This window comes from Amycolatopsis vancoresmycina (assembly GCF_000716785.1).
GTDB classification, from domain to species: domain Bacteria; phylum Actinomycetota; class Actinomycetes; order Mycobacteriales; family Pseudonocardiaceae; genus Amycolatopsis; species Amycolatopsis vancoresmycina.
The window spans coordinates 72,304-96,727 of the sequence record NZ_JNYY01000032.1; the positions used below are offsets into that span (position 1 = coordinate 72,304).

Below are 24,424 nucleotides of genomic sequence, written 5' to 3' on the forward strand. Positions count from 1 at the left end.
CGCTACTCCCCCGCCGAGTACGCGCCCGCGGCGATGTCTTCGAGCAGGGTCGGCCCGGCCGGGGTCCAGCCGAGCAGTTCCTGCGTGCCGGTGCTCGTCGCCGCGAGGTCCATGCCGAAGAAGGCGCCGATCCAGCCGAAGTGGTCCTGGACGGCGTCCGCCGGGATCGAGGCGACCGGCAGGTCGAACGCGCGGCCGATCGCCTCCGCGATCTCGCGGGTCGGCACGCCCTCTTCGGCGACGGCGTGCAGGCGGGCGCCCGCGGGCGCCTTTTCGAGGCCGAGCCGGACCATGCGCGCGGCGTCGCTCACGTGCACGGCGGCCCAGCGGTTCGCCCCGTCGCCGGGGTAGCCGGAAACGCCCTTCTGCCGGGCGATCCCGGCGAGGACGGCGATGAACCCGTGGTCGCGGTGGCCGTGCACGGTCGGCGAGAACCGCAGGCTCACCGGGTGCACACCGCGGCCGGCGAACTCGAGCGCGAGGTTCTCGCTGCCGCCGCGCGGCGAGTCCGGGCCGTGGAACGGCGAGGCGTCGGCTTCGGTCACCGGGCGGCCCCGGACGATGCCGGCGATCCCCGACGCCACCAGGAACGGACGGCCGCTGCCGTCGAGGGCGTCGCCGATGGTCTGGACGGCGCCCCGCTCGGCCGCGTTCGAAACGGCCGGGTTCGCGAAGTCGTGCTTGTTGGCCAGGTGGATGACGGCCTCGGCCTCGGCCGCCCCGGCGCGGATGCCGTCGAGGTCGTCGAGGTCACCGCGGCGGACGCGGGCGCCCTTCGCCTCGAGCCGCTCGGCGGAGGCGGCCGACCGGGCCAGGCCGGTGACCTCGTGGCCCGCCTCGAGCAGCTCGCCGACGACGGCGGAGCCGATCCAGCCGGACGCTCCGGTGACGAAAACGTGCATGGGTTAACTCCTTAGGAGGCTGATGTCAGTGACCGACGTCAGTCGCTGACATGGCCACCCTACGCCTGGATGTCAGCCGCTGTCATCACTAGGCTGGCCGCATGGTGCGCTGGCAACCGGGAGCCCCGGAGCGGCTGCAGAAGGCCGCGCTCGAACTGTTCGCCACCCGCGGGTTCGAGCAGACGACCGCGGCGGAGATCGCCGAGGCGGTCGGCCTGACCGAGCGCACCTTCTTCCGCCACTTCAGCGACAAACGCGAAGCCCTGTTCCACGGGCAGGAGTTGCTGGTCCGGACGTTCCTCGACGGCGTGGCCGCGGCACCACCATCGGCTTCACCGCTCGAAGTGGTGGCTTCCGCACTGCGCTCGGCGTCGGCCTTCTTCCCCGACGACCGCCGCCCGCACTCCCGCCTGCGCCAGTCGGTGATCGACCGGAACCCGGCGCTGCAGGAGCGGGAGCGGCACAAGCTGACCACCCTGGCCACGACGGTCGCCGACGCCCTGCGCGACCGGGGTGTGGCCGAGCTCGCGGCCACGCTGGCCGCGGAGTCGGGCGTCACCGTGTTCGGGATCTCGTTCATCCGCTGGCTCCGCGAGGACGAGGAGCGATCCCTCGGCGAGATCTCCGACGAGGTGTTCGGCGAACTGGTGAGGCTGGCGGCCGAGGTTCCTCCGGCCGGCACCTGAGCCGGCGGCGCTCACCCCGCTCCGGCACGGCGGCTCGCGCTGCCGACGAGGTCGGCGGTCGCTTCCCACAGGCGTCCGGCCAGCACCTCGTCCCGGCCGTTCCGGCCCGGCCGGCCGACGACCGGGTGGCCGCGCAGCCCGCCGAGACCGCCGGGACCGACGTAGGCGTTGCCGGGAACGTCCTGCGTCGCGGCGTAGAGCACCGAAAGCGCACCCAGTTCGGGCGGGTTGGTGAGGAACCGGACCCGGTTGACGATGTTCGACCGCGAGTGGGCGGCCAGGCCGGTGCGGGCGATCCCCGGGCTGGCCAGCACCGAGCGGACCACGCTGCCCCGGGCGTCCAGGCGGCGCTGCAGTTCGAGGGAGAACAGCACGACGGCGAGTTTCGAGTCCCGGTAGGCCGCCATCCCGCGGTACCGGCGGGTGCGCCAGTCCAGGTCGGCCAGGTCGATCCGGCCCTGCCGGTGCAGCTGGCTCGTCACGTGCACCACCCGGTCGGTGACGTGCCCGAGCAGCGAGTTCGTCAGCACGAACGGGCCGAGGTGGTTGGTGGCCGTCTGCCGGTCGAAGCCGTCCGCCGTCCGCGCGGCCGGGATGTCCATCACCCCGGCGTTGTTGATCAGCACGTCGAGGTCACCGGTCCAGGCGTCGGCGAAGGCCCGCACCGAGCCGAGGTCGGCCACGTCGAGGGGCCGGACGTCGAAGGTGCCGGGCAGGCCGGCGACGGCGCGCCGTCCCTTGCCGACGTCGCGCACCCCCAGCACGGTCCGCGCTCCGGCCCGGGCCAGCGCGCGGGCCGTGAGCAGGCCGAGCCCGCGTCCGGCGCCGGTGATCACCACGGTCCGGCCGGTCAGGTCCGGGAGTTCGTTCTCCGTCCACTTGGTCATGGCCCCAGTCAACGGACCGCGGCCGGGACGAGGAAGGACACCCTCAGCCACTGACCGGCAGGTCGTGGCCGGGCGGCGCCGGGCCGGCGAGAATGAGGTCATGGACCGCACGTTCGACCCCGCCGCCCTCGGCGCCTTCCTGCGCGCCCGGCGGGCGGCGCTGCAACCGGAAGACGTCGGGCTCCGGCGGGGGCAACGCCGGCGCGCACCGGGGCTGCGGCGGGAAGAGGTCGCGGAGCTGTGCAGCATGTCCGCCGACTACTTCGCCCGGCTGGAACGCGGCGACGGGGCGCAGCCGTCCGAGCCGATGCTCGCGGCCGTCGCCCGTGGCCTGCGGCTCACCCCCGACGAACGCGACCACGTGTTCCTCCTGGCCGGCTACCGCGCCGCCCGCCGCGACCTGCGGGCCCGGCACGTGAGCCCCGGGCTGCTGCGCGTCGTCGACGGCCTCGCCGACGCCCCGGCCCAGATCATGGGCCCGCTGGGCGAGACGCTGCTGCAGACCCCGGCGGCGGTCGCCCTGCTGGGCGAGCAGACGCAGTACACCGGCCACGCCCGCAGCGCGCCGTTCCGCTGGTTCACCGACCCGGCCGCCCGCGAGCGGTACCACCCGGGCGACCACGACAAGAACAGCCGCGTCAACGTCGCCCAGCTCCGCGCGGCCGTCACCCGCGACGGCCCCGGATCACCCGCCGCGGACCTCGTCGCGGCGCTGCGCGGCACCAGCGACGAGTTCGGCAGGCTGTGGGACCGCCACGAGGTGGGCCTCCGGTTCAGCGAGACCAAGCGGTTCGTCCACCCCGGAATCGGCCGGCTCGACCTCTACTGCCAGCTCCTGCTCGAACCCGACGAGGGGCAGTCGCTGCTCGTTTTCACCGCTACGCCGGGGAGTGCCGACCAGGAGAAGCTCGCGCTGCTCAAGGTGCTCGGCACCGAGGAGTTCGCCGCCGGAACCGGATGACGCCGGGCCGGGTTGCGCTCACCCGCTCCAGGACAGCACCTGCAGGCCCAGCGGGGTGATGTGGTGCGAAGCGACGGCGCCGTCGCGGTGGGTGGTGATCCAGCCGGAGTCACGCAGGATGGCCGTGTGGTGGGTGACCGTGGCCGGGGCGACTCCGGTGCGGCGGATCAGCTCCCGGGTGCTGCACCCGTCCATCGCCAGCCGCAGGATCGCCGCGCGGGTAGTGCCGACCAGCGCACCGAGGTGGTCACCCGCGCGGCGGGGCTCGGCCGGCAGCCGCGTGGCGGGATCGATCGGGACGGCCACCGTCGGCGGCAACCGGGGGTCGGCGAGCGCCACCGGGTGCATCAGGGAGAAGTAGCACGGCACCAGCCGCAGCCCCCGGCCGTCGAGGTGCAGGTCGCCGTCGAGCGCGTACGGCAGGCGCAGCGTCGGCGGCTCCCAGGCCGCACCGGGTGCTATCCCGGTCAGCATCGCCTCGACGCCGTCGTGCAGGTACGTGTGCATCCGGCGGGCGAGGTCGGCGTGCAGGGCGGTCTTGACGACGTCCAGCTGCGGCAGGACGGTCGCGCGGTAGAACCGGTCCAGCGCGGAGCGTAGCCCGTGGAGCGCGGGCGCCCCGCCGCCGGCGATGGCCCGCACCGGCGCCGACCCGTCGCCCAGCAACGCGATCTCCGCGTGCAGCCGGGCTTTCGGCACCGAGACCACGGCGTCGAGCGCGTCGCCGAGTTCGTCGTACTCCCCGGGCGGGGTCAGGAAGTCCGGGAAGTACTCCGCGTGCGGAGCGATCCGCGGCAGGGTGTGCAGCAGCCGCCGCAGCCGGGGATCGGCAAGCGCTTCCTGGCGGACCCGCCGCCGCCACCCGTCGAAGTAGAGGGCGCCCTCGCGGTGCTGCAGCAGCTGCACCGCGCTGACGATCTCCCACATGTAGTCGATGCGCGGGGCGAGCCGCGTGCGCCCCAGATCGGCTTCGGTGAAATGGATCCGCAAGCAAGGCATCGCGATTCCCCCTGAGTCAGCGACCTCCTATGGGCATCGCCGTTGCACGCCGTCTTGCTACAGCCACAAAATTCCCGCTCCGGCGCAGCAATCAGTCGACATTCCTCAGTTCGCGAGCAGGGTGAGCAGCCGGGTCACCTCGTCGCGGACCGCGTCCCGGCCGGGGGCCAGGTAGCGGCGGGGGTCGGTGACGGTGGCGTGCTCGCCGAGCGCCGACCGCACCGAGGCCGTGAGCACCTGGTTGAGCCGCGTCCCGACGTTGACCTTGACGATGCCGCTGGCGACCGCCCCGCGCAGGCCCTCGTCAGGCACGCCGGAGGAGCCGTGCAGCACGAGCGGCACCGGGACGCGGTCGGCGAGGGTGGCGATCAGGTCCTCGTCGAGCACCGCGCTGCGGTCGGCCATGGCGTGCGACGACCCGACGGCCACCGCGAGGGAGTCCACGCCGGTTGCGGCGACGAACTCGCCGGCCTCGGCCGGGTCCGTGCGCACGCCCGGGGCGTGGGCGCCGTCCTTGCCGCCGATTTCGCCGAGTTCCGCCTCGACCCGGCAGCCCGCGGCGTGGCAGCGTTCGACGACGGCTTTCGTCCGGGCCACGTTCTCGGCGTAGGGCAGCGCGGCGGCGTCGAACATGACCGACGTGATGCCCAGGTCGAGGCCCTCCCGGATCAGCTCCTCGTCCTCGATGTGGTCGAGGTGGACCAGGACGGGCACGCTCGCGGTCTCGGCCAGCCGCAGGCAGGCGAGCGCGAAGGGCGCGAGCGAACCGTGGTAGCGGACGGCGTTCTGCGAAATCTGCAGGACCACCGGGAATCCGCTGCGTTCCGCGCCCGCCACGACGGCTTCGGCGTGCTCGATCAGGATGGCGTTGAACGCCCCGATCGCGCGCCGCCGCGTCCGCAGGTCGTCCAGCAAGCCGGCCCAGTTCATCGGATCCTCTCCACTTCCACCGCACTCATCCACCGGTCCCTGGCCGCGACGTCGACCTCGCCGGCGACCGGCCGCAGCACCGCGGCGGCCGACGTGGCGACCACGTCGGCGAGCGCGGCCGGCCAGTCCACTTCGGACGTTCCGATCAGGTGCCGGGCCAGCGCGGCGGCGCCCGCGTCCCCGGCGCCGGCCGGGTTGCCGGTGACGACCTCGGCGGGCCGGGCGCGCCAGGTGCCCCGGGCGGTCACGGCGATCGCGCCTTCGGGGCCCAAGGTGACCACGACCGCGGGTGCTCCCCCGGCCACCAGGTCCTGACCGGCGTCGGGCCCGCCCAGTTCCTTCAGTTCTTCCTCGTTCGGCATGAGCACCGCACCGCTGCCGGCGACCTGGCGCAGGGCGGCGCCGGAGACGTCGGCGATGACCGGCACGGCGTGCCGGGTGCACAGCCGGACCAGCTTCGCGGGCACGTCGGCGTCCAGCCCCTCGGGCACGCTGCCGGAGATCACCACGGCTCCCGCGCCGGCCGCCAGCTCGGCGCCGAGGCCGTCGAGGATGCCCGCTTCCGCCGTCTCGCCGGCCGGGAAGCCGTTCTCCTGCAACATGGTCGTGCCGTCGGTGCGGGTCACCACCGCCACGGTCCGCCGCACCGCGGGCAGCGCGGGGACGAGCCGGTGGGCGAGCCCCAGCCCGTCCAGGCCGTCCCGGAACTCGTCCGGCGTCCGGGTGGTGGTCAGGGCCAGCACGAGGCTTTCGCCGCCCAGTTCGCGGAGCACGGCGGCGACGTTGACGCCCTTGCCGCCGGCGCGCGACCGGACGTCGGAGATCCGCGTGGTCCCGCCGAGGTGCAGTGCTGCGACCCGGTAGGTCACGTCGATGGCGGGGTTGAGGGTGACCGTGACGACGCGAGCCGTCACGACTCGGCGGTCTTTTCCGTGTGGTACACCATCAGGGTCGAGCCGGCCAGGGCCAGCACGATGCCCGCGAGCTGGAACCAAGTCGGGGCGGCGCCGAAGAACAGCAGCGACAGCACGATCGTCAGCACGGGCGCGAGGGCGTTGGTCACCGGTGCCACGATCGACGCCTTGCCCCGGCTCATCGCCATCACGAGGAACAGCGCGCCGACCGCGTTGAGCAGCTGGGTCCCCGCGGTGAGCGCGGGCGCCTGCCACGGGAACCCCAGCGGGAGCCCACCCATCATCAGCACGGCGACCGGGACCAGCAGCAGGCCGCTGACCGTCATCCACCCGAACGTCGAAGCGTCGTCCACGCCGGCGAGGGCGGCCTTGCGCATGAAGAACGCCTGCACGCCCCACGCCACGCAGACTCCCGCGGCCAGGAGCAGGTAGAGCCAGCCGCTGTCGCCACCGTCCCCTGTGGACACCGAGAACAGGACGACCGCGACGAGCGCGAGCAGCACCCCGGCCCACGACCACCCGCCGAGCCGTTCCCGCAGCGCGACGAACGCCAGCAGTACCGTGACCGCGGGCGAGAGCGCGACGATCGGGAAGATCACGTAGGCCGGCCCGATCGTCAGCGCCTTGAACAGCACGAGCTGACCGCCCGCGCCGGTGAGCCCGATCAGCAGCCCGTACCCGGCGGCGACCCGGCCGCGGTCGAACCGCTTCCCCCGCAGGGAAAACCACGCGGGCACGAGCATGGTCAGCGCCCAGACCACGTACACCATCGGGTCGGGGTAGGCGTAGAGCTTGGTGGGCAGGCTGGAAATGGCCCCCCACACGCCCCAGAAGACCACCAGCAGTCCCGCGTACGGGATCCAGGTGCGGGTGGCCACCGCAGTTCGGGTCATCTCGGCTCCTCAGCGAGGCAGGGACGCGGCCGGGCGGACCTGCCCGGCCCGCAACGGGTGTCCGTGCAGGCGCGCCGCGTAGAGCGCGGCACCGATGTGCGGTTCCAGGAGGGGCGACCGCAGGTCGTATTCGAGGGACAATGCGTCGCGGAACGACGAGAGCACGTGCGCCGACCCGAACATGCCGCCGGAGTACGACACCGGAACCCGGTGCGCGGCATCGAATTCCAGCGCCGCCCGGCCGACGTCCACGAGCAGCGCGAGCTCGCGCCCGGCCTCCCGGAGCACCCCGGTCGCGACCGCGTCGCCGGCGTCCGCGGCCCGGGTCACGACCTTGCTCAGGTTCGCGATCTTCCCGCGGTCGCCGTGCCACCGGTTCACGACGACGTCGATGGCGTCGAAGTCCACGGCGAGGCCCAGCGCCGCCCGCAGCTCTTCGACGAGCGGCCCGGCGGGCAGCCGTCCGTCGACCATCCGGCTGAACGCGTTGAGGCCCTGGATCGCGACCCAGTAGCCGGAGCCCTCGTCACCGAACAGCTCGCTCCAGCCACCCCCGCGCCACTGCCTGCCTTCGTGCTCGCCGTAGGCGATGGAGCCGGTACCGGCCACGACGTTGATGCCGTCGACCGCCCCCAGCGACCCGGCCCAGCCGCAGATCATGTCGTTGCCGCAGCGGTAGTTGCCGGTCCCGAGGATCCGGGCGGGGACCGCGTCGAGCTCCGGCACGTCGGCGCTGATCTCCCCGTAGGCGGGCAGGCCGAAGAAGGCGTACGCGATCCCCGAGACCGGGATGCCCGCGGCGGCGCAGACCTCGCCGATTCCCTGGCGCAACAGGGGTTCCACGATCTGCAGGCCTTCGCTCAGGTAGTACACGCTTGCGGTCTTGGCTTCCGCGACGACCCGGCCGCCCGGATCGATCAGGCAGAACGCCGTCTTCGTCCCCCCGCCGTCGACACCGAGGAACACGTCAGCTCACCTCCGGCGGAACGAACTCGTGGATGACCACGCCCTGCACGACACGGTTCACTTCCCCGCCCGGGAACGGGTTGTCCGGCGTGATGCCCAGCGCGAGCGAGCAAGCCAGCGCCGTCGTCTGCGCCGCGAGCACGGCGAGCAACGCGTAACCGGCCACGGGTACGCGGGACGGCGAGGGCACGGGCCACACCCGGGCGCCGCCGGTCCCGGTGCCGTCGCCGACCACGACCACCCGCTCCTCGCCGAGGGACTGCACCAGCTCGCGCGCGATGTCGGCGTCGTACCGCCGCGTGTGCGGATCGGCGGACAGGAAGACGACGGCGACGGTGCGCTCGTCGAGCACCGACTTCGGGCCGTGCCGGAAGCCCAGCGCGGAATCGGCGATGCCGACCACCTCGCCCCGGGTCAGCTCCAGGCACTTGAGCGCGGCCTCCCGGGCCAGCCCGAGCAGGGGTCCGGAGCCCAGGAACACCAGCCGGGCCGGCTTGGCGCCGGAAACGGCCGACGCGTGTTCGGCGGCGTCCTCGAGCACCGCCGTCCCCGCCCGGGCCAGCGCCTCGACGTCGACGTCCACCCCGAACGCGAGCAAGGCGGCCAGCGCCATCCCGGTGAACGAGGACGTCATCGCGAACCCGCGGTCGTTCACCTCGTCCGGCAGGGCCACCACTACCGCGCCCGCGGCGCCGGACCACCGCCGGGCCAGCCGGCCCGCCGGGTCGCACGTGATCACCAGGTGCCGCAGCCCGGGGGTCAGCCGGTCCAGCAGGTCCGCCGCCGCCACGGACTCGGGGCTGTTGCCGCTGCGGGCGAAGGACACCAGCAGGATCGGCCGCTCGTCCACCACCACGGCGAGCGGATCGGCGACGATGTCCGTGGTCGCGATCGCTTCCACCGGCCGGCCGAGGTGACGCGCGAGATCGCGGGCGACGACCTCGCCGACGAACGCCGACGTGCCCGCGCCGGTGAGCACGATCCGCCGTCCGGGGAGCCCGAGGAGCTCGGCGATCTCCGGCCGGGCCCGCCGCACGGCCTCCGCCACCCGGAGCCAGGTGGCGGGCTGCTGCCCGATCTCCCGCGCGGTCCGGCTGTCGCCGAAGCCGCGCCCGCTGCTGTGCATAGGTGCTGCCTCCGATGTCCGGGTGGTTCTCCGGGAGAGTCATCCGCGCCGGTGCGCGGAGGCAAGGTCCGGTGGCCAAGTGCGCATTCGGAGTGAGCGTTTCGCCGGCTGTCGTAAGCTCCGCCCATGTCCACGCGGAAACGGCGCACCACCCGGGCCGAACGGCTCTCGGAGCTGTTGCGGGTGCTCGCGGACACCGGCTCGCTGCAGGTGGGCGAGCTCAGCGCGCGGCTCGGCGTCTCCGCCGCCACGTTGCGGCGCGATCTGGCCAAACTGGAGGAACAGCGGCTGCTGACCCGCACCCACGGCGGCGCGCGGCCCCGCGGGCGCACCAGCGAGGTGCCGCCGCCCTACCGGGAAGGCCGGTCCCCGGAAGCCAAACGCGCGATCGTGCAGGCGGCGATCCGCACGCTGCCGACCGGGCCGCACGTGATCGCCCTGACCGGCGGCTCCACCACGAGCGAACTCGCCAGGGAACTGCCGGGCCGGGCGGACCTGACGGTGGTGACGAACGCGCTGAACATCGCGATGGACCTGGCCCTGCACCCCCGGCTGAAGCTGGTCGTCGTCGGCGGGGTCGCCCGGCCCCAGTCCTACGAGCTGGTCGGGCCGTGGGCCGAGCACGTGCTGGCCTCGATCAGCGTCGGCACCGCGTTCGTCGGCGTGGACGGCATCGACGCGGCGGCGGGCATCACCACCCACGACGAGAACGAGGCCCGGACCAACCGCGCCATGCTCGGCCGCGCCCGGCGGGTGGTCGTGCTGGCCGACGGCAGCAAGCTCGGGCGGACCACCCTCGCGCGCATGGGTGACATCCAGGACGTGCACGAGGTCATCACCGACGCCTCGGCCGACACCGGGGCGATCGCGGCGATCCGCCGGGCCGGTGTCCGGGTCACCGTGGTCGAGGCCGTCCCCGCGAAGGAGCGCTGAAACGCGCACCGCGAATGCGCGTTTCGTTGACCGCGGTGGCCGTCCTGCCTACCTTTCGCCGTCAACAGCCCCGACGATGATGGAGTCCGGATGAAGCGTTCCTTCCCCGTCCACGGCAAGCGGATCGCCTCCTTCGCGGCGGCGGGCGCACTGGCCGCCGGCACCCTCGCCGCGGTCGCCGCACCGGCGTCGGCCGCGGTCACGCTGCCCCCGTTGGCCGCCGGGTTCGACTACCAGATCGGCGGCGCCTACACCCCACCGTCGGGCGTGCAGATCGTCAGCCGAGACCTGTCCGCGGCACCGGCGAGCGGCAAGTACAACATCTGCTACCTCAACGCTTTCCAGGCGCAGGAGGGTGCGGACGGCGACTGGCCGAGCGACCTGCTGCTGCGCGACGCGAACGGCAACAAGGTGGTCGACCCGGACTGGAAGGAGACGCTGCTCGACCTGCGCACGGCCGACAAGCGCTCCCGCGTCGCGGCCAAGGTCGGCGGCTGGATCGACACGTGCGCCTCGAAGGGGTACCAGGCGATCGAGCCCGACAACTTCGACAGCTACTCGCGGTCCAAGAACCTCCTCACCACGACGCACGCGCAGGAGTACATCAAGCTCCTGTCCGCCCGCGCGCACGGCAAGAACCTCGCCATCGCCCAGAAGAACACCCCGGACCTGGCCGGCAACCGGGTCGCCAACGGCCTCGACTTCGCCGTCACCGAAGAATGCGGTGAATACGAGGAGTGCGACGCCTACGCGGGCCCGTTCAACAACCGGGTGGTCGACGTCGAGTACACCGCTTCGGGCATGAGCAAGGGCTGCCCGGAGTGGAAGACCAAGATCAGCATGGTCCGGCGCGACCTGTACGTGGTGCCGCAGGGCACGAGCGGGTACGTCCGCAAGACCTGCTGATCCGCGGTTGACACGTTCGGGAGCACTCGCTTTACTGCTGTCCACGCCGGGCCGAAAACCCGTCGTCAGAGGTACGCCCAGCCGGTATGTCGGTTCCCCCGCGAGCCCGGACCGAGTCGCCAGGACCCCGGTGGTCCGAGGCGGGGTCGTGCCCACCATCATCCGGAGTCGGCGATGATGTCTTTCCCTTACCCCGGCAAGACGAGCTGATGGACCGCCGCGGATTCCTGCGCGGCGCCGGTGGTCTGGCCCTCGGTGCCGCCCTCGCCGGCTGCGGCCCGGCGCGGGCCACCGGGGGCCCGGTCACGGTCGAGGTCTGGCACGGCCAGACCGACACCGGCAAGAAGGTCCTCGACGAGCTCGTCGCGGACTTCCACCGGACCCATCCCGGGATCCGGATCGACCTCGGCGGCGGCGTCCTCGCCGACGCGATGCTCCAGAAGATCACCGCGGCCCTCGCGTCGGGGTCCTTCCCGGACATCGCCTACGTCTTCGGTTCGGACCTCGCCAGCGTGGCGCGCAGTCCCAGCGTCGTGGACGTCACCGGCCTCGTCGACGCGGGCCCCGGTTTCTGGGCCCCGGCCCGGGAAGCGGTCACCGTGAACGGCCGCGTCCGCGCGGTCCCGGCGCTGCTCGACTCCCTCGCCGTGGTGTGCAACAAGGAGCTGTTCGGCAAGGCCGCGATCCCGCTGCCCGCCGAGGGCTGGACGTGGACCGATTTCACCGCGACGGCGAAGAAACTCACCGACCCGGGCACCGGCACCTTCGGCACCGCCTGGCCCGCCACCGGCGACGAAGACACCGTGTGGCGGCTGTGGCCGATGGTGTGGGACCTCGGCGGCGACGTCATCGGCGCGAACGGGCGCGGCATCGGCTTCGCCGGCCAGGGCGTGCGAGCGCTGGAGGTGGTCCGCGACCTCGCCACGGCGAAGTCGGTCTACCTGGACCCGAAGACCGGCAGCGAGCAGATGTACCAGGCGTTCGAGGCCGGGCACATCGGCATGGTCCCGACCGGGCCGTGGCAGCTGCCCGACATCGCCGACGCCGGGATCGACTACGCGGTCGTGCCGCTGCCCAGCTTCAGCGGCCGTCCGGTGACCATCTCCGGCCCGGACACCTGGACGCTGTTCGACAACGGCGAGGAACGCGTGGCCGCGGCCCGCACCTTCCTGTCCTGGCTGGCGGATCCGGCGCAGGACGTCCGCTGGGACGACGGCGCGGGCAGCCTCCCGCTGAGCCGCCGGACGCAGCAACTCCCGGCCTGGCAGGAGAAAACCGCGGGCACACCGGGCCTGCCGGTGTTCGTCGACGCGCTGGAGAGCGCCCGCGTCCGGCCCGTGCACCCGGCCTACCCCCAGGTGTCGGCGGCGCTCGGCACCGCGATCGTCGCGGTGCTGCTCGGCCGGGCGACCCCGGCCGACGCCATGCGCGACTGCGCCGCGGCCGCGAACGCCGCCCTGATCATTCCGCGATAGGGAGCCGCCATGCCCGGACTGCCGAGGCCCGTCACCGTCACACCACCACAACACCGGCAGCGCCGCGAGACCGCGGCCGCGTGGGCCTACATCTCCCCCGCCGTGCTCATCATCCTCGGCCTCGGCGTGGTGCCCGTGGCCTGGTCGCTCGTGCTGTCCTTCCAGGCCGACGACCTGGTGACGCCGAGCCGCTGGGTCGGCCTGGACAACTACGCCGCACTGGCCCAGGACCCGCACTTCGCCCAGGCCGTCGGGAACACCGTGCTGTACACGGTCCTCTACGTCCCGCTCAGCATCCTGTTCGGCTTCCTGCTCGCGCAGGCGCTGAACCGGCGCATCCGCCTGGTCGGCGTCTACCGGACGCTCGTGTTCGTCCCGTTCGTGCTCTCGGCGACGGCGCAGGGCGTGCTGTTCTCCTTCATCCTCGACCCGCAGTTCGGCGCGGCCAACTCCCTGCTGCACCACCTCGGCGTGTCGCCGCAGGGCTTCCTCACCGACCCGGCGCAGGCGCTGCTGGTGCTGGTCGGCATCACGCTGTGGAGCGGCACCGGTTTCTGCGTCGTGGTGTACCTGGCCGCGCTGCAGGACGTCCCGCCGTCGCTGGTCGAGGCCGCGCGGCTGGACGGCGCCGGGACGTGGCGCGTGCTGCGGCACGTGACGCTGCCCGCGGTCACCCCGGTGACGGCGTTCCTCGTGGTGTGGCAGCTGATCACGTCGCTGCAGGTGTTCGACCTGGTCTACGTGACGACCAAGGGCGGCCCGCTCGGCTCGACCACGGTCATCGTCTACTTCGTCTGGGAGCAGGCGTTCAAGAACTTCACCGCCGGCTACGGCGCGGCGTCGGCCTACGTGCTCGCGCTGGCCCTGCTCGCCGTCGTGGTCGTCGTCCGCGTGCTGCGCCGTCCCGGGAAGGCCCTCCGATGACGACGACACGGCCCGCCCGGCTCGAGGTGCCGGCCACGCGCGCCGCGCTGCCCGTGCTGCGCCGCCCCCGGCTGCCGTTCAGTCCCTGGCACCTGCTGCTCGTGCCGCTGGCGCTGGTGTTCGCGGCACCTCTGGGGTGGCTGCTGCTCAGCTCGGTGATGAGCAACGCCGAGATCAACCGGTTCCCGCCCGCGCTGTGGCCGTCCCATGTGGACTTTTCGGGGTACCGCTATGTCCTGGAGAACGCGTTGTTCGTGCGCTGGTTCACGAACTCGCTCATCGTCTCGGCGGTGACCGTGGTGTCGAACCTGCTGTTCGGCACGCTGGGCGGGTACGCGTTCGCGCGGATGCGGTTCACCGGCTCGCGGGTGCTGCTCGCCCTGATGGTCGCGACGATGGCCGTTCCGTTCCAGCTGACCATGATCCCGACGTTCCTGGTGATGAAGGAGCTCGGCCTGATCGACACCCTCGGCGCGCTCATCGTGCCGTCGCTGGTGACGCCGTTCGCGGTGTTCCTGCTGCGGCAGTTCTTCCTGTCGCTGCCCCGGGAGCTCGAGGAAGCGGCGTGGATCGACGGCTGCTCGCGGCTGCGCGTGCTGTTCACCATCGTGCTCCCGCTGTCGCGGCCCGCGCTGAGCACGGTGGCCGTGCTGACGTTCCTGAGCACGTGGAACGACCTGACCTGGCCGCTGATCGTGGTCAACCACGACACGACGTACACGCTGCAGCTGGGGCTCACCACGTTCCAGGGCCAGCACCACACGAACTGGGCCGCGGTGATGGCGGGCAACGTCATCACCGTGCTGCCCGTGCTGCTGGCCTTCCTCGGCGCGCAGAAGACGTTCATCCAGTCGGTCACCGCCAGCGGGCTCAAGGGCTGACCCGCCTACCCCGGATCGGATTTCCATGCCTCCCAAGATCACCTTCGTCGGCGCGGGCAGCGTCGTGTTCACCCAGGGCCTCCTGGCCGACCTCTTCACCTACCCGGAGCTGGACGGCGTGCACGTCGCCCTGCACGACATCGACCCGGACCGGCTGGCCACCGCGCTGGCCGCGGCCGAGCGGATCGCCGCCGTGCGGGGCGTCAAACCAGTGCTCACCGCGCACGCGGACCGCCGGGAAGCGTTGTCGGGCGCGGACTTCGTCGTGAACATGGTCCAGATCGGGATGGCGGCGGCCACGCGCACCGACTTCGAGATCCCGGCGCGCTACGGCCTGCGCCAGACCATCGGCGACACCCTCGGCATCGGCGGGATCTTCCGCGCGCTGCGGACCTTCCCGTTCCTGAAGGCGCTCGGGGCGGACGTCGCCGACGTCTGCCCTCAGGCGTGGCTGCTCAACTACACGAACCCGATGGCGATGAACGTCCAGTACCTCGGCGAGGCCACCGGGCTGACCCGGGTCGTCGGGCTGTGCCACTCGGTGTACTGGACCGTGCACGGGCTCGCCCGGCTCGCCGGGGTGCCGTTCGAGGAGGTCACCTACGTCGCGGCCGGCGTCAACCACCAGGCGTGGGTGCTGCGGTTCGAGCACGCGGGCGCGGACCTGTACCCGCGGCTGCGCAAGCTGGCCGCGTCCGACGGGCAGCTGCGGCGGCGCGTCCGGTTCGACATGCTGCGGCGGCTCGGTTACTACCCGACGGAGACCAGCGAGCACTCGGCCGAGTACGTGCCCTGGTACCTCAAGCACGACAGCGAGGTCGAGCGCCTGCGGCTGCCGATCGGGGACTACCTCGGCATCGTCGCGGAGAACGAAGCCGAGTACGAACGGACCCGGCGGGCGATCGCGGCCGGCGAACCGCTGCCGGTGGAAGGCACGGGCGAATACGCGCCGCAGATCGTCCACAGTGTCCTGACGGGTACGCCGCGGACGGTGTACGGCAACGTCGTCAACCGGGGCCTGATCGAGAACCTGCCGTCCGGCGGGGTGGTGGAGGTGCCGTGCCTGGTCGACGGAACCGGTGTCCGGCCGACCCGGATCGGCGCGCTGCCACCGCAGCTGGCGGCGCTCAACCGGACGTACCTGAGCGTCAACGACCTGGTCGTGCGGGCGGCCGTCGAGGACGACCCCCGCCACGTCCGGCACGCGGCGATGACCGACCCGGCGACGGCAGCCGCGTTGCCGGTCGAGCGGATCTTCGAGCTGTGCGACGACCTGGTCCGCGCCCACGGCGATCGGCTCCAGCCCGGCCTGCGCGCCGTCCTGGGCCCCTGACGGTTGCGATTTCCGGAGTGGTCGCCGTCCGGGACCGGCCCCTGAGCGCCGGGCTCTCGGAATTCGCACAGAACTTCCCAGGAACCGGCCAGGCGGGTGGGCCACGCTCGCCGCATGACGATCGAAATCCGGGGCCTGACCAAGCGGTACGGGCCCGACACCGTGGTGGCCGACCTGTCGTTCACCGTCCGGCCCGGGCAGGTGACCGGGTTCCTCGGGCCCAACGGTGCCGGGAAGTCCACGACCATGAAGCTGATCGTGGGGCTGGCCGCGCCGACGCGGGGCTCGGTCACCCTCGGCGGGCGCCGCTACCGGGACCTGCCCGTGCCGCTCACCGAGGTGGGCGCGCTGCTCGACGCCGGGGCCGTCCACGGTGGCCGGAAGGCGTACCACCACCTGCAGGCCCTCGCGGTGAGCAACGGCCTCCCCCGGCGCCGGGTCGGCGAGGTGCTCGCCCGGACCGGGCTGGACGGCGTGGCCGGCAAGCGCGCGGGCGGGTTCTCCCTCGGCATGCGGCAGCGCCTCGGCATCGCGGCGGCGTTGCTCGGCGACCCGGGGGTGCTGATCTTCGACGAGCCGGTGAACGGGCTCGACCCCGAGGGGATCCGCTGGATCCGGGGCCTCATGCGGTCGCTGGCCGCCGAGGGCCGGGCGGTGCTGGTGTCCAGCCACCTGATGAGCGAGATGGCGCAGACCGCCGACCACCTGGTGGTCATCGGCCGGGGCAGGCTCGTCGCCGACACGGCCGTGAGCGAGCTCGTGCGCGGCGAGGGCACCGTGCTCGTCCGCACGCCGGACCCGGGTTTCGCGCGGCTGCTCGCCACCGCCGGGGCCGCCGTGCGCGAAGGCGCCGAGGCGTCGCTCGTCGTGTCCGGCATGACCGGCGCCGACATCGGGAAGCTCGCGGCCTACCACGGCGTCGCGCTCGCCGAGCTCACCCCGCAGCGCGTCTCCCTGGAGGACGCCTTCATGGCGCTGACCGAGGGCAGCGTCGACTACCGGGGAGCTGCCGCGTGAGCGTGTCCTTCGCCCGTTCGGTCCACGCGGAGTGGATCAAGCTCCGCAGCCTGCGCTCCACCTGGTACACCCTCGCGTGCCTGTTCGCCGCCGGGCTCGGCATCACCGTGCTCGCCATGAACGCCGCCGCGAAGGAGTACCCCGGCGAAGGGCCGTGGGACCCGACCGATCGCAGCCTGCGGTCGTACCTCGTCGCGCAGCTCGTCATCGGGGTGCTCGGCATCCTGGTCGTCACGGCCGAGCACGCGACCGGCCTGGTGCAGACGTCGCTGCTCGCCACGCCGCGCCGGCACCGGCTGCTGGCGGCCAAGCTGGTCGTGGCGGTGGCGGTCGCCGTGGTGGCGGGCCAGCTGCTGATGTTCGGCGCCTTCTCCCTCGGCCAAGCCGTGCTCGCCGCGCACAGCGTGCCGCACGCCCGGCTCGGCGAGCCGGGCGTGCTCTCCGCGGTGACGGGCGGCGGCCTCTACCTCGCGGCGATCGCGCTGCTGGCGGCCGGGCTCGGCACGATCATGCGCGCCACCGCGGGCGCGCTCGCCACGCTGGTCGGGATCGTGTTCCTGGTCCCCGCCCTCGCCGGCCTCTTCCCGGCTTGGCTGCGGCAGCTGTTCCTCTACTGGCCGACGCTCGGCGCGTCCGCGGTTCTCAAGACGGTGCCCGATCCGGACTTCCCGCACCCGTGGCTGAACCTGGCGGGGATGTGCGCCGGGGTCGCCGCGGTGCTGGCCGTGGCGTTCGCCGTCTTCCGGCGCCGGGACGTGTGATGCGGGAGGCAGGCCGGGGCCTGCTCGCGGCCGCCGCCGCGGTGCTCGCCATGACGGCGGTCGCCGCGGCCGGTCTGGCCCTGCTGGGGGCCCGCGATCCCGGCGCGTTGACCGCGGCCGTCGTCACGCTGGCCGTGGGCGGCCCGGCGGAGGTCGCCGCCGTCCCGGCGGCCGGGTTCCCGGTCGCCGTGCGGGGCAGTCTCCACGTGCTGCCGCTCGGGGTTTCCCTGGCGGGTGCGGTGGTGCTGGGCCGGCTGCTGCTGCGCCGCCGCGAGGGCGGGCTGCTGGTGCGCGGCGCGGCGGCCGCGGTGGCGTTGCCGCTCGGGGTGGGCGCGATCGCGTTGGCAGCACACGGGAAGCTGGCGCTCCCGGAGGGTGTCGCGACCGGTGGCTGCGCGCGAAGCGGCGGTTCCCCGCGGCTGCCCGTCTCCGGCGCGCTGGACGCCGGGTTCTCCGTGTCCGCGGGGCCGGCGATGGCGGGTGCGGTGGCCGGGACGGTGCTGGTGCTCGGAGCCTGCTGGGGCATCGCCCGGTACCCCGCTCCCACGAGGACCGTGCGCGCGGTGGGGTGGCTCGCGGGCGGGGTCACCGCCCTGTGCCTGACCCTCGCGTGGGCGGCCGGCGGTCCCGCCGCGGCCGGGGCCGTGCTGCTCGCCCTGCCGCAGCTCGTATCCGGCGTCCTGCTGCTGGGGCTCGGCGTGCCGTGGACGGTCACCACCAGTGGCCTGCTCCCCTGCGCGCCGCACCTCACCCCGGGCGGCCCGGCGGCCTGGGTGGCGGCGGTGGTGCTGCTGGCCTGCGGGATCGCGGTGCGAAGCCGCCGGCCCGGCAGTCCCGTGCGCCGGGCCGTGGCGAGTGCCGTGCGGTTCGGCCCGGCGGCCGGTGCCGTGCTCGCCGTCGTGGCGCTGCTGTCGCGGGTTTCCGCCGACGTCACCGTCGGCGCGTTCGGGCTGTCGCTGCCCGTCTTCAGCGCGCGGCTGGCGGCGGACCCGCTGCTCGCGCTGGTGGCCGGGCTCGCGGGCGGCGCGGTGGCGGGCTTCGCGGGCTCCCTGCTCGCCGACGGGATCTCCGTATCCTCGCGGGCATGGAAGCGATGACGTCCCGGCTGCTGGTGGTGGACGACGAAGCCACCGTCCGCGAGCTGCTCTCCGCCGCGCTGCGCTTCGCCGGTTTCCAGGTGACGTCGGCGGCCACCGCGGGCGAAGCCGTCGCCGCGGCCGCCGCGGAGCCGCCCGACCTGGTGCTGCTGGACGTCATGCTGCCGGACATGGACGGCTTCGAGGTGGTCCGGCGGCTGCGCGAGCGCCACCCCGGCCCCGGCGCGCCGGTGCCCGTCCTGTTCCTCACCGCGCGGGACCGCCAGTCCGACAAGGTCACCGGCCTCTCCCTGGGCGCCGACGACTACGTCACGAAGCCGTTCGACCTGGCGGAGCTGATCGCGCGGATCCGCGCGATCCTCCGCCGGACCGCGGGCCACCCGGCGGCGGTGCTCACGGTGGGCGCGCTCACGCTCGACGCCGAGGGCCACCACGTGACGCGCGCGGGGCGGGCGATCCGGCTGTCCGCCACGGAGTTCCGGCTGCTGCGCTACCTGATGGAGAACGCCGGGCGGGTGGTGTCCAAGGCGCAGATCCTGGACCGGGTGTGGCGCGAGGACTTCGGCGGCGACGCCGGCATCGTCGACACCTACATCTCCTACCTGCGGCGCAAGGCCGACACCGGAGAACCGAAGCTGATCCACACCGTGCACGGCGTCGGCTACGTGCTGCGCGAGCCCCGCCGGTGAAGCGGCTTTCCCTGCGGGCCCGGCTGCTGCTGCTCACCGCGGGCCTGCTGCTGGCCGGCCTGACGCTCACCGGCACGCTGGTTTCCGGGCAGCTGGAACGGTTCCAGCTCGACCGGCTCGACGGCCAGCTGCGCTCGATGACCGAGCTGATCTCGCGGGCGGCGGGGCCGCCGCCGTCCGCGAGCCCGGCTGTGCGCCCCGATCTCGTCGACCCCGCGCTCGAGCTGTTCGGCTCCCCCTACGTCGTGTACCTCGACGCGCGCGGCGCGGTGGCGGGCGACCTGCACTCCTCCCGGGTGGCCGGGGCGGCGCTGCCGCCGGCCGGCGCGCTGCGCGCGGTCCCGGCCGACGGGACGGCCGTCGACGTGGCCGCCGCCGACGGGTCCCAGCGGTGGCGGGCCGTCGCGCGGCCGGCCGTCCGCTGGGGCGGCACGGTCGTTTCGGCCGCGCCGCTCGCCGAGGCCGACGCCACGATCGGCCAGCTGCGGACCAGCAGCCTGGTCACCGGCGCCGGGCTGCTCGTCGTGCTGACCGCGGCCGGCTGGTTCGCCCTCGGCCGCGGCCTGCGGCCGCTGCGCCGGATCGAGCACACGGCCGCGGCGATCGCCGGCGGCGACCTCACCCGGCGCGTGCCGGGTCTCGCGCCGCCCGGCACCGAGATCGGGCACCTGGCGGCGTCCCTCAACACCATGCTCGGCCAGCTGGAGCGGGCGTTCGCCGACCGGGCCGCGTCGGAGGCGCGGATGCGCACCTTCCTCTCCGACGTCAGCCACGAGCTCCGCACGCCGCTGTTCGGCATCAAGGGGTCCACGGAGCTCTACCGGATGGGGGCGCTGCCCGGACCGTCCGATGTGGACGACGCGATGCGCCGCATCGACCGCGAAGCCACCCGGCTCACCGCGCTGACCGAGGACCTGCTGCTGCTCGCCCGGCTCGACGAGGCGCCCGAGGAGCAGCTCGACCGGGCCCCGATGGACCTGCGCACCCTGGCCGGCGACGCCCGGCACGACCTGCGGGCCCTCGACCCCACCCGCGACGTCGCCCTGACCGGCCCAGGGGGCGCCGGCCCGCCCGGCCCGGCCCCGGTCGACGCCGACGAGGCCCGGCTGCGGCAGGTCGTCACCAACCTGGTGGGCAACGCCGCCGCCCACACGCCCCCGGGCACGCGCGTCCGCATCGGCGTCGGCACGGTGGACGGCCACGCCGTGCTCGAGGTGGCCGACGAGGGCCCGGGGATGACGGCCGAGCAGGCGCACCGCGCGTTCACCCGCTTCTACCGCGCCGACCGCTCCCGCACCCGCACCCCGGGCGCCGACGCCGGCCTGGGCCTGGCGATCGCCCGTTCCCTGGCCCGCGCCCACGGCGGGGACGTCGAACTGGAGACCGCGATCGGGCAGGGCGCCTGCTTCCGGCTTGTGGTGCCGGTGCACGGCTTCGCGGACTGACGCCGGCTCAGGAGACCGCCCACACCTGGCTCGCGGCGCCCGTTCCGCCGAGCTGGACGACCTGGGCACCGCTCGCCGTCGACGACCCCGCCACCCCGGTCACCAGGCCGCTGCCGATGTTGACCAGGACGTACTGGCTGCCGGTGAGGCTGCCCACCAGGTCGGCCGCCCACTGCTGGCCCGGCCCTCCGGTGCACGTCCACTGCTGCAGCTGGGTTCCGCTCGCCGTGGACCCGCCCGGGACGTCGAGGCACAGGCCGCTGTTGACGTTGACCAGCATGAAGACGTTGTCGGCGAGCTTCGTCAGCCGCCACTGCTGGTTGGTGCCGCCGTGGGCGGGCCATTGGATGATCTTGCCGCCGGCCGCGGTCGAGGCGCCCGAAGCGTCCAGCACCTGTGAACTGCCGGCGTTCTTCAGCACGTGCGTGGTCTCACTCGGCAGGCCCGCGTTCGCCGACCAGGTCCCCGACGCCGTGTCGAGGTTCCAGCTCGGGTACTGGCCCAGGTTGACCGTCGTGCCGCGGATCGTCAGCGGCAGCCAGATCAGCGGCGAGTCGCCCATCGCGTTGCCCGTCCAGCGGTCCCCCGCGTAGACGTAGGTCGTCGCCGCGCTGCCCTGGACCGTGATGATGTTCGCGGTCTGGCTGTTGTAGGTGTTCGTGCCGGTCGCCGCGAAGTTCCGGAACGGCGACCACGGCCCGGCGAGCGACGTCGCGGTCGCGTAGACGTTGTCGTTGGTGGCCCACCCGGTCAGGTGGGACGCCAGCAGGTAGTACGTCCCGCCGGTCTTGACCACGGCGGGCGACTCGTAGTTCGGCAGCGTCGCCACCGCGCTCGCCACCGACAGGTAGTCCGCGGCCAGGCGGTAGATGCGGAGGCTGCGGCCGGCGTTTTCGCTCAGCAGGTACGCCGACCCGTCGGTGTCCTGGTACAGGCCGATGTCGCGGCTCTGGTTGCCCAGCGGCTGGAAACTCCCCCGGTAGCTGTACGGCCCGCAGGGCGTGGGGCTGGTCGCCACCCCGACCCGCTGCTCGGAGTAGCTCGTGTTGTCGATGTGCAGGTACATCACGTACAGCCCGGTGGCGGCGTTGTGGAGGACCTTGGGCCGTTCGACGATGCGGTTCGGCCCGAGGTCGCCGCTGCCCTGCCTCGCCAGCGCGACCCCCTGGTGGGTCCAGTTCGCCAGATCACCCGAGGTGTAGCAGGGGATGTCCTGAAACGCGGTGTTCGCCGTGGTCTGGCCGGTCTTGTCCTCGCCGAAGCCGTACCAGGTGTCCTCGGCCTTGACGATGCCGAGGCCGTGCAGCTGCAGCGCGCGGCCGCCGGTGTCGGTCCGCACGGCACCCAGGGTGAACGTGTTCGCCGCGCCCTGCGCCGGGTGCGCGGGCACCAGGACGGAGATCAGGACGGCGAGCAGGGCGAGCGGCACGCTCACCCACCTCCTCGGGAACCGGTGCGGTGCGCTGGCCATGCTGGTCTCCCTTTCCGGCCGGGCCGGGCCACCGGACATCGAACCGGTTCGCCTGAGCAGCCGTCAGCATGGTAGGAACGCCGTCCACGAGCGGTCAACGCAATCGTGGACAGCCAGCCAGAAGACCGGGTGCGCCCGGAAACTTACATCCGCGCGAGGCGGCGTCGAATCGGTTCGAGAGAATCAGGCGGGGCCGACCGGCGTCGCAAGTGCTTCGCCCGGTGCAGGCTCGGCCAGGAGCCGCCGGCCGGCCCGTTCGGGCCGGATGCCGGGCGTGGTCCGCCCGTCGGCGGGCGGCAGGCTGCCGAGCGCGCGGACGGCCTCTTCGTCCACCCGGATGCCGAGGCCCGCGCGGTCACCGAGCACGAACGCGCCGTCTTCGATCTCGTGGTCCACGGTCAGGCCGACGGGCGGCCGCAGGTCCTGCAGCTCGCTGACGAGGTGGTTGGGCACCGCGGTCGCCGCGTGCAGCAGCCCGGCGGGCGTGGTGCCGATCGGGCTGACCGGGAGGTCGTGGGCGTGGGCCACCGCCGCGACGCGCAGGAAGTGCGTGACACCCCAGACCGTCGCCGTCTGCACGACGTCCACCGCGCCGGCCGCCAGCAGCGGGCGGAACTGCTCCAGCCCGGTGAGGTTCTCCCCGGTCGCCACCGCGGCCCGGATGCCCCGGCCCACCGCCGCGAGCCCCTCCGCGTCCCACCGGCGCACCGGCTCCTCCACCCAGGTCAGGTCGAGCGTCCGCTCCAGCTCGCCGACGTGGCGCAGCGCCTGCTTGCGCGTCCACGCCTCGTTGGCGTCGAGCATCAGCCCCGGGCGGACGCCCCGCGAGAACTCCGCCAGCACGTCGCGGACCAGGCTCAGCCGCCGCCGGTCCCGGTCGACGTCGAGGCCACCCTTGACCTTCGCGACGCGCAGCCCGCGCTCGGCGTAGGCCCGGTAGGTGGCCGCGAGTTCCTCGTCGGGCAACGCGATGTCGAGACCCGACGCGTACGCCGGCACGCACCGGTCGCGACCGCCCAGCAGGCGCCACAGCGGCTGCCCGGACGCCTTCGCCTTGATGTCCCACAACGCGGAGTCGAGGGCGCCGATCGTGCCGAAGACCGCACCGGCGTGGCCGGCTTTGAAGGTCCAGCGCAGCATCCGGTCGTACAGCGCGGCCACGCTCCGCGGATCCTCGCCTTCGATCGCCGGGAAGATCTCGCCGATCTGCGGGTGCGGCCCCAGCCCGACACCGGTGATGCCCTCGTCGGTGTCGAGCAGCACGAACGGCACCCGCACCACGCCGTCCGCGTAGACGCCGTTGGCGTCCCCGACCGGACGGCCCCATTCCTGGACCGTGGTCAGGCTCCTGAACCCGGTGATCCGCATGTCCGTCCTCCACCAGCCGATCGTGGGATCCCGGGGCCAGCGGGGAGATCGACACCGTCAGTCATACTACGTATTATGAAAACACCTGCTGACTCGTGCCCGCCCGGAGGTGATCGATGAGCACGGCCGCGTTTCCGCCGCCCGACGCGCCGTACCCGCGCGGCCGCCGGGCCGATGCCGTCGTCGACCACCTCATCGAGCTGATCGCGAGCGGCGTGCTCCGGCCCGACCAGCTGCTGCCCGTCGAGTCCGCGCTCTGCGAGACGTTCGGGGTCAGCCGGACCGTCGTCCGCGAAGCGATCAAGTCCCTGGAAGCCAAGGGACTGGTCAAGGCCCGTCAGGGGGTCGGCACGCTGGTGTCGGCCCAGGAGTCGTGGAACCTGCTCGACCCCGCCCTCCTGGCGGCCATCGTGCGCCACGACCGGCGGTACGACATCCTCGACCAGCTCATCGCCGTGCGCACCTCCCTCGAGTCGAGCATGGCGCGGGAAGCGGCGCGCCGCGCCACCCCGGAGGACGTCGCCGAGCTGCGGGAGCTGATGACCCGGCTGGACGCGGCGGTCGGGGAACCGGACCTGCTCGACGACATCGACGTGGCGTTCCACGAGCGGATCATGCTCGTGTCCGGCAACCGGCTCGGCCGGGCGATCGTGCACACGGTGCACGCCGAGGCCCGGCGCAGCCCGCGCTACGTCGGGCACTCCGCCCTCAAGCACCGCCGCCAGTCGAACCGGCAGCACCTGGCTGTCTTCGAAGCGATCGAAGCCGGCGATCCGGACGCGGCGGGCGCGCTGATGGCCGAGCACATCGCGACGTCCTGGCAGCGGCGCCGCCCGGCGGGCTGACCCCGCACCGGCGGG

General features: G+C 73.4%; 24 protein-coding genes. 14 read left to right on the forward strand and 10 right to left on the reverse strand.

The genetic code is table 11. The features are described 5' to 3' along the window. Nucleotides 1-2 precede the first annotated feature (2 nt). On the reverse strand, nucleotides 3-902 hold the full coding sequence (locus OO60_RS42165) for an SDR family oxidoreductase (protein WP_004562549.1): 900 nt from the start codon (nucleotides 900-902) through the stop codon (nucleotides 3-5). Nucleotides 903-1,003: 101 nt separating this feature from the next. On the opposite strand from OO60_RS42165, the gene OO60_RS42170 reads away from it, so the two are divergent. After that, complete coding sequence (locus OO60_RS42170; RefSeq protein ID WP_004562550.1) at nucleotides 1,004-1,588, forward strand: TetR family transcriptional regulator; 585 nt, start codon at nucleotides 1,004-1,006, stop codon at nucleotides 1,586-1,588. Between the two features lie 11 nt (nucleotides 1,589-1,599). Here OO60_RS42170 and OO60_RS42175 read toward each other — a convergent pair whose 3' ends face one another. Next, a complete protein-coding gene (locus OO60_RS42175) occupies nucleotides 1,600-2,475 on the reverse strand; it encodes an SDR family NAD(P)-dependent oxidoreductase (protein WP_004562551.1) in 876 nt (291 codons plus the stop codon). A gap of 100 nt (nucleotides 2,476-2,575) precedes the next feature. On the opposite strand from OO60_RS42175, the gene OO60_RS42180 reads away from it, so the two are divergent. Continuing rightward, the gene (locus OO60_RS42180) at nucleotides 2,576-3,436 is read left to right on the forward strand and encodes a helix-turn-helix transcriptional regulator (protein ID WP_033263507.1); all 861 of its coding nucleotides are present in this window, start codon (nucleotides 2,576-2,578) and stop codon (nucleotides 3,434-3,436) included. A gap of 18 nt (nucleotides 3,437-3,454) precedes the next feature. Here OO60_RS42180 and OO60_RS42185 read toward each other — a convergent pair whose 3' ends face one another. The 6 genes from OO60_RS42185 to OO60_RS42210 all read right to left on the reverse strand — a co-directional run bounded on the left by OO60_RS42185 (nucleotide 3,455) and on the right by OO60_RS42210 (nucleotide 9,264). Beyond that, nucleotides 3,455-4,426, reverse strand: a complete 972-nt coding sequence (locus OO60_RS42185) for an ArsR/SmtB family transcription factor (RefSeq protein WP_004562554.1) — start codon at nucleotides 4,424-4,426, stop codon at nucleotides 3,455-3,457. A 114-nt stretch (nucleotides 4,427-4,540) separates the two neighbouring features. After that, on the reverse strand, nucleotides 4,541-5,365 hold the full coding sequence (locus tag OO60_RS42190; protein ID WP_004562555.1) for a class II fructose-bisphosphate aldolase: 825 nt from the start codon (nucleotides 5,363-5,365) through the stop codon (nucleotides 4,541-4,543). After that, nucleotides 5,362-6,279, reverse strand: coding sequence for a 1-phosphofructokinase family hexose kinase (locus OO60_RS42195; RefSeq protein WP_004562556.1), 918 nt, complete (start codon nucleotides 6,277-6,279; stop codon nucleotides 5,362-5,364). Before OO60_RS42195 ends, OO60_RS42190 begins: the two co-directional genes overlap by 4 nt. Next, nucleotides 6,276-7,172 carry a DMT family transporter gene (locus tag OO60_RS42200; protein WP_033263484.1) on the reverse strand — a complete coding sequence of 299 codons (897 nt, stop codon included), beginning with the start codon at nucleotides 7,170-7,172 and terminating at the stop codon, nucleotides 6,276-6,278. The genes OO60_RS42195 and OO60_RS42200 overlap by 4 nt, the downstream gene beginning before the upstream one ends. Before the next feature lie 9 nt (nucleotides 7,173-7,181). Continuing rightward, entirely contained in the window at nucleotides 7,182-8,138 is a 957-nt protein-coding gene (locus OO60_RS42205; protein WP_004562558.1) for an N-acetylglucosamine kinase, read from the reverse strand. Nucleotide 8,139: 1 nt separating this feature from the next. Continuing rightward, nucleotides 8,140-9,264: an SIS domain-containing protein gene (locus tag OO60_RS42210; protein ID WP_004562559.1), complete on the reverse strand. Its 1,125-nt coding sequence runs from the start codon at nucleotides 9,262-9,264 to the stop codon at nucleotides 8,140-8,142. Nucleotides 9,265-9,390: 126 nt separating this feature from the next. Here OO60_RS42210 and OO60_RS42215 point away from each other — a divergent pair, with 126 nt between their 5' ends. The 11 genes from OO60_RS42215 to OO60_RS42265 all read left to right on the forward strand — a co-directional run bounded on the left by OO60_RS42215 (nucleotide 9,391) and on the right by OO60_RS42265 (nucleotide 20,725). Beyond that, nucleotides 9,391-10,197, forward strand: a complete 807-nt coding sequence (locus tag OO60_RS42215) for a DeoR/GlpR family DNA-binding transcription regulator (RefSeq protein ID WP_004562560.1) — start codon at nucleotides 9,391-9,393, stop codon at nucleotides 10,195-10,197. Nucleotides 10,198-10,287: 90 nt separating this feature from the next. Beyond that, nucleotides 10,288-11,103, forward strand: a complete 816-nt coding sequence (locus tag OO60_RS42220; protein WP_033263485.1) for an endo alpha-1,4 polygalactosaminidase — start codon at nucleotides 10,288-10,290, stop codon at nucleotides 11,101-11,103. 209 nt (nucleotides 11,104-11,312) lie between these two features. Beyond that, nucleotides 11,313-12,578, forward strand: coding sequence for an ABC transporter substrate-binding protein (locus OO60_RS42225; protein WP_003067516.1), 1,266 nt, complete (start codon nucleotides 11,313-11,315; stop codon nucleotides 12,576-12,578). 9 nt (nucleotides 12,579-12,587) lie between these two features. Then, complete coding sequence (locus OO60_RS42230; protein ID WP_003067520.1) at nucleotides 12,588-13,502, forward strand: carbohydrate ABC transporter permease; 915 nt, start codon at nucleotides 12,588-12,590, stop codon at nucleotides 13,500-13,502. After that, nucleotides 13,499-14,383 carry a carbohydrate ABC transporter permease gene (locus OO60_RS42235; RefSeq protein WP_003067523.1) on the forward strand — a complete coding sequence of 295 codons (885 nt, stop codon included), beginning with the start codon at nucleotides 13,499-13,501 and terminating at the stop codon, nucleotides 14,381-14,383. Before OO60_RS42230 ends, OO60_RS42235 begins: the two co-directional genes overlap by 4 nt. A 25-nt stretch (nucleotides 14,384-14,408) precedes the next feature. Next, complete coding sequence (melA, locus tag OO60_RS42240; protein WP_003067526.1) at nucleotides 14,409-15,716, forward strand: alpha-glucosidase/alpha-galactosidase; 1,308 nt, start codon at nucleotides 14,409-14,411, stop codon at nucleotides 15,714-15,716. A 114-nt stretch (nucleotides 15,717-15,830) separates the two neighbouring features. Then, the gene (locus OO60_RS42245) at nucleotides 15,831-16,733 is read left to right on the forward strand and encodes an ABC transporter ATP-binding protein (protein ID WP_033263486.1); all 903 of its coding nucleotides are present in this window, start codon (nucleotides 15,831-15,833) and stop codon (nucleotides 16,731-16,733) included. Then, nucleotides 16,730-17,494: an ABC transporter permease gene (locus tag OO60_RS42250; protein WP_033263487.1), complete on the forward strand. Its 765-nt coding sequence runs from the start codon at nucleotides 16,730-16,732 to the stop codon at nucleotides 17,492-17,494. Before OO60_RS42245 ends, OO60_RS42250 begins: the two co-directional genes overlap by 4 nt. Further along, nucleotides 17,494-18,591: a hypothetical protein gene (locus tag OO60_RS42255; protein WP_033263488.1), complete on the forward strand. Its 1,098-nt coding sequence runs from the start codon at nucleotides 17,494-17,496 to the stop codon at nucleotides 18,589-18,591. Before OO60_RS42250 ends, OO60_RS42255 begins: the two co-directional genes overlap by 1 nt. Then, nucleotides 18,588-19,280, forward strand: a complete 693-nt coding sequence (locus tag OO60_RS42260; protein WP_033263489.1) for a response regulator transcription factor — start codon at nucleotides 18,588-18,590, stop codon at nucleotides 19,278-19,280. The genes OO60_RS42255 and OO60_RS42260 overlap by 4 nt, the downstream gene beginning before the upstream one ends. Continuing rightward, complete coding sequence (locus OO60_RS42265; RefSeq protein ID WP_033263490.1) at nucleotides 19,277-20,725, forward strand: sensor histidine kinase; 1,449 nt, start codon at nucleotides 19,277-19,279, stop codon at nucleotides 20,723-20,725. Before OO60_RS42260 ends, OO60_RS42265 begins: the two co-directional genes overlap by 4 nt. A gap of 7 nt (nucleotides 20,726-20,732) precedes the next feature. On the opposite strand, the gene OO60_RS42270 is transcribed toward OO60_RS42265, so the two are convergent. Both OO60_RS42270 and OO60_RS42275 read right to left on the reverse strand, forming a co-directional pair. Further along, on the reverse strand, nucleotides 20,733-22,196 hold the full coding sequence (locus OO60_RS42270; protein ID WP_033263491.1) for an RICIN domain-containing protein: 1,464 nt from the start codon (nucleotides 22,194-22,196) through the stop codon (nucleotides 20,733-20,735). 183 nt (nucleotides 22,197-22,379) lie between these two features. After that, on the reverse strand, nucleotides 22,380-23,564 hold the full coding sequence (locus OO60_RS42275) for a mandelate racemase/muconate lactonizing enzyme family protein (protein ID WP_004561835.1): 1,185 nt from the start codon (nucleotides 23,562-23,564) through the stop codon (nucleotides 22,380-22,382). A gap of 116 nt (nucleotides 23,565-23,680) precedes the next feature. On the opposite strand from OO60_RS42275, the gene OO60_RS42280 reads away from it, so the two are divergent. After that, nucleotides 23,681-24,409 carry a FadR/GntR family transcriptional regulator gene (locus OO60_RS42280; RefSeq protein ID WP_004561834.1) on the forward strand — a complete coding sequence of 243 codons (729 nt, stop codon included), beginning with the start codon at nucleotides 23,681-23,683 and terminating at the stop codon, nucleotides 24,407-24,409. Nucleotides 24,410-24,424 lie beyond the last annotated feature (15 nt).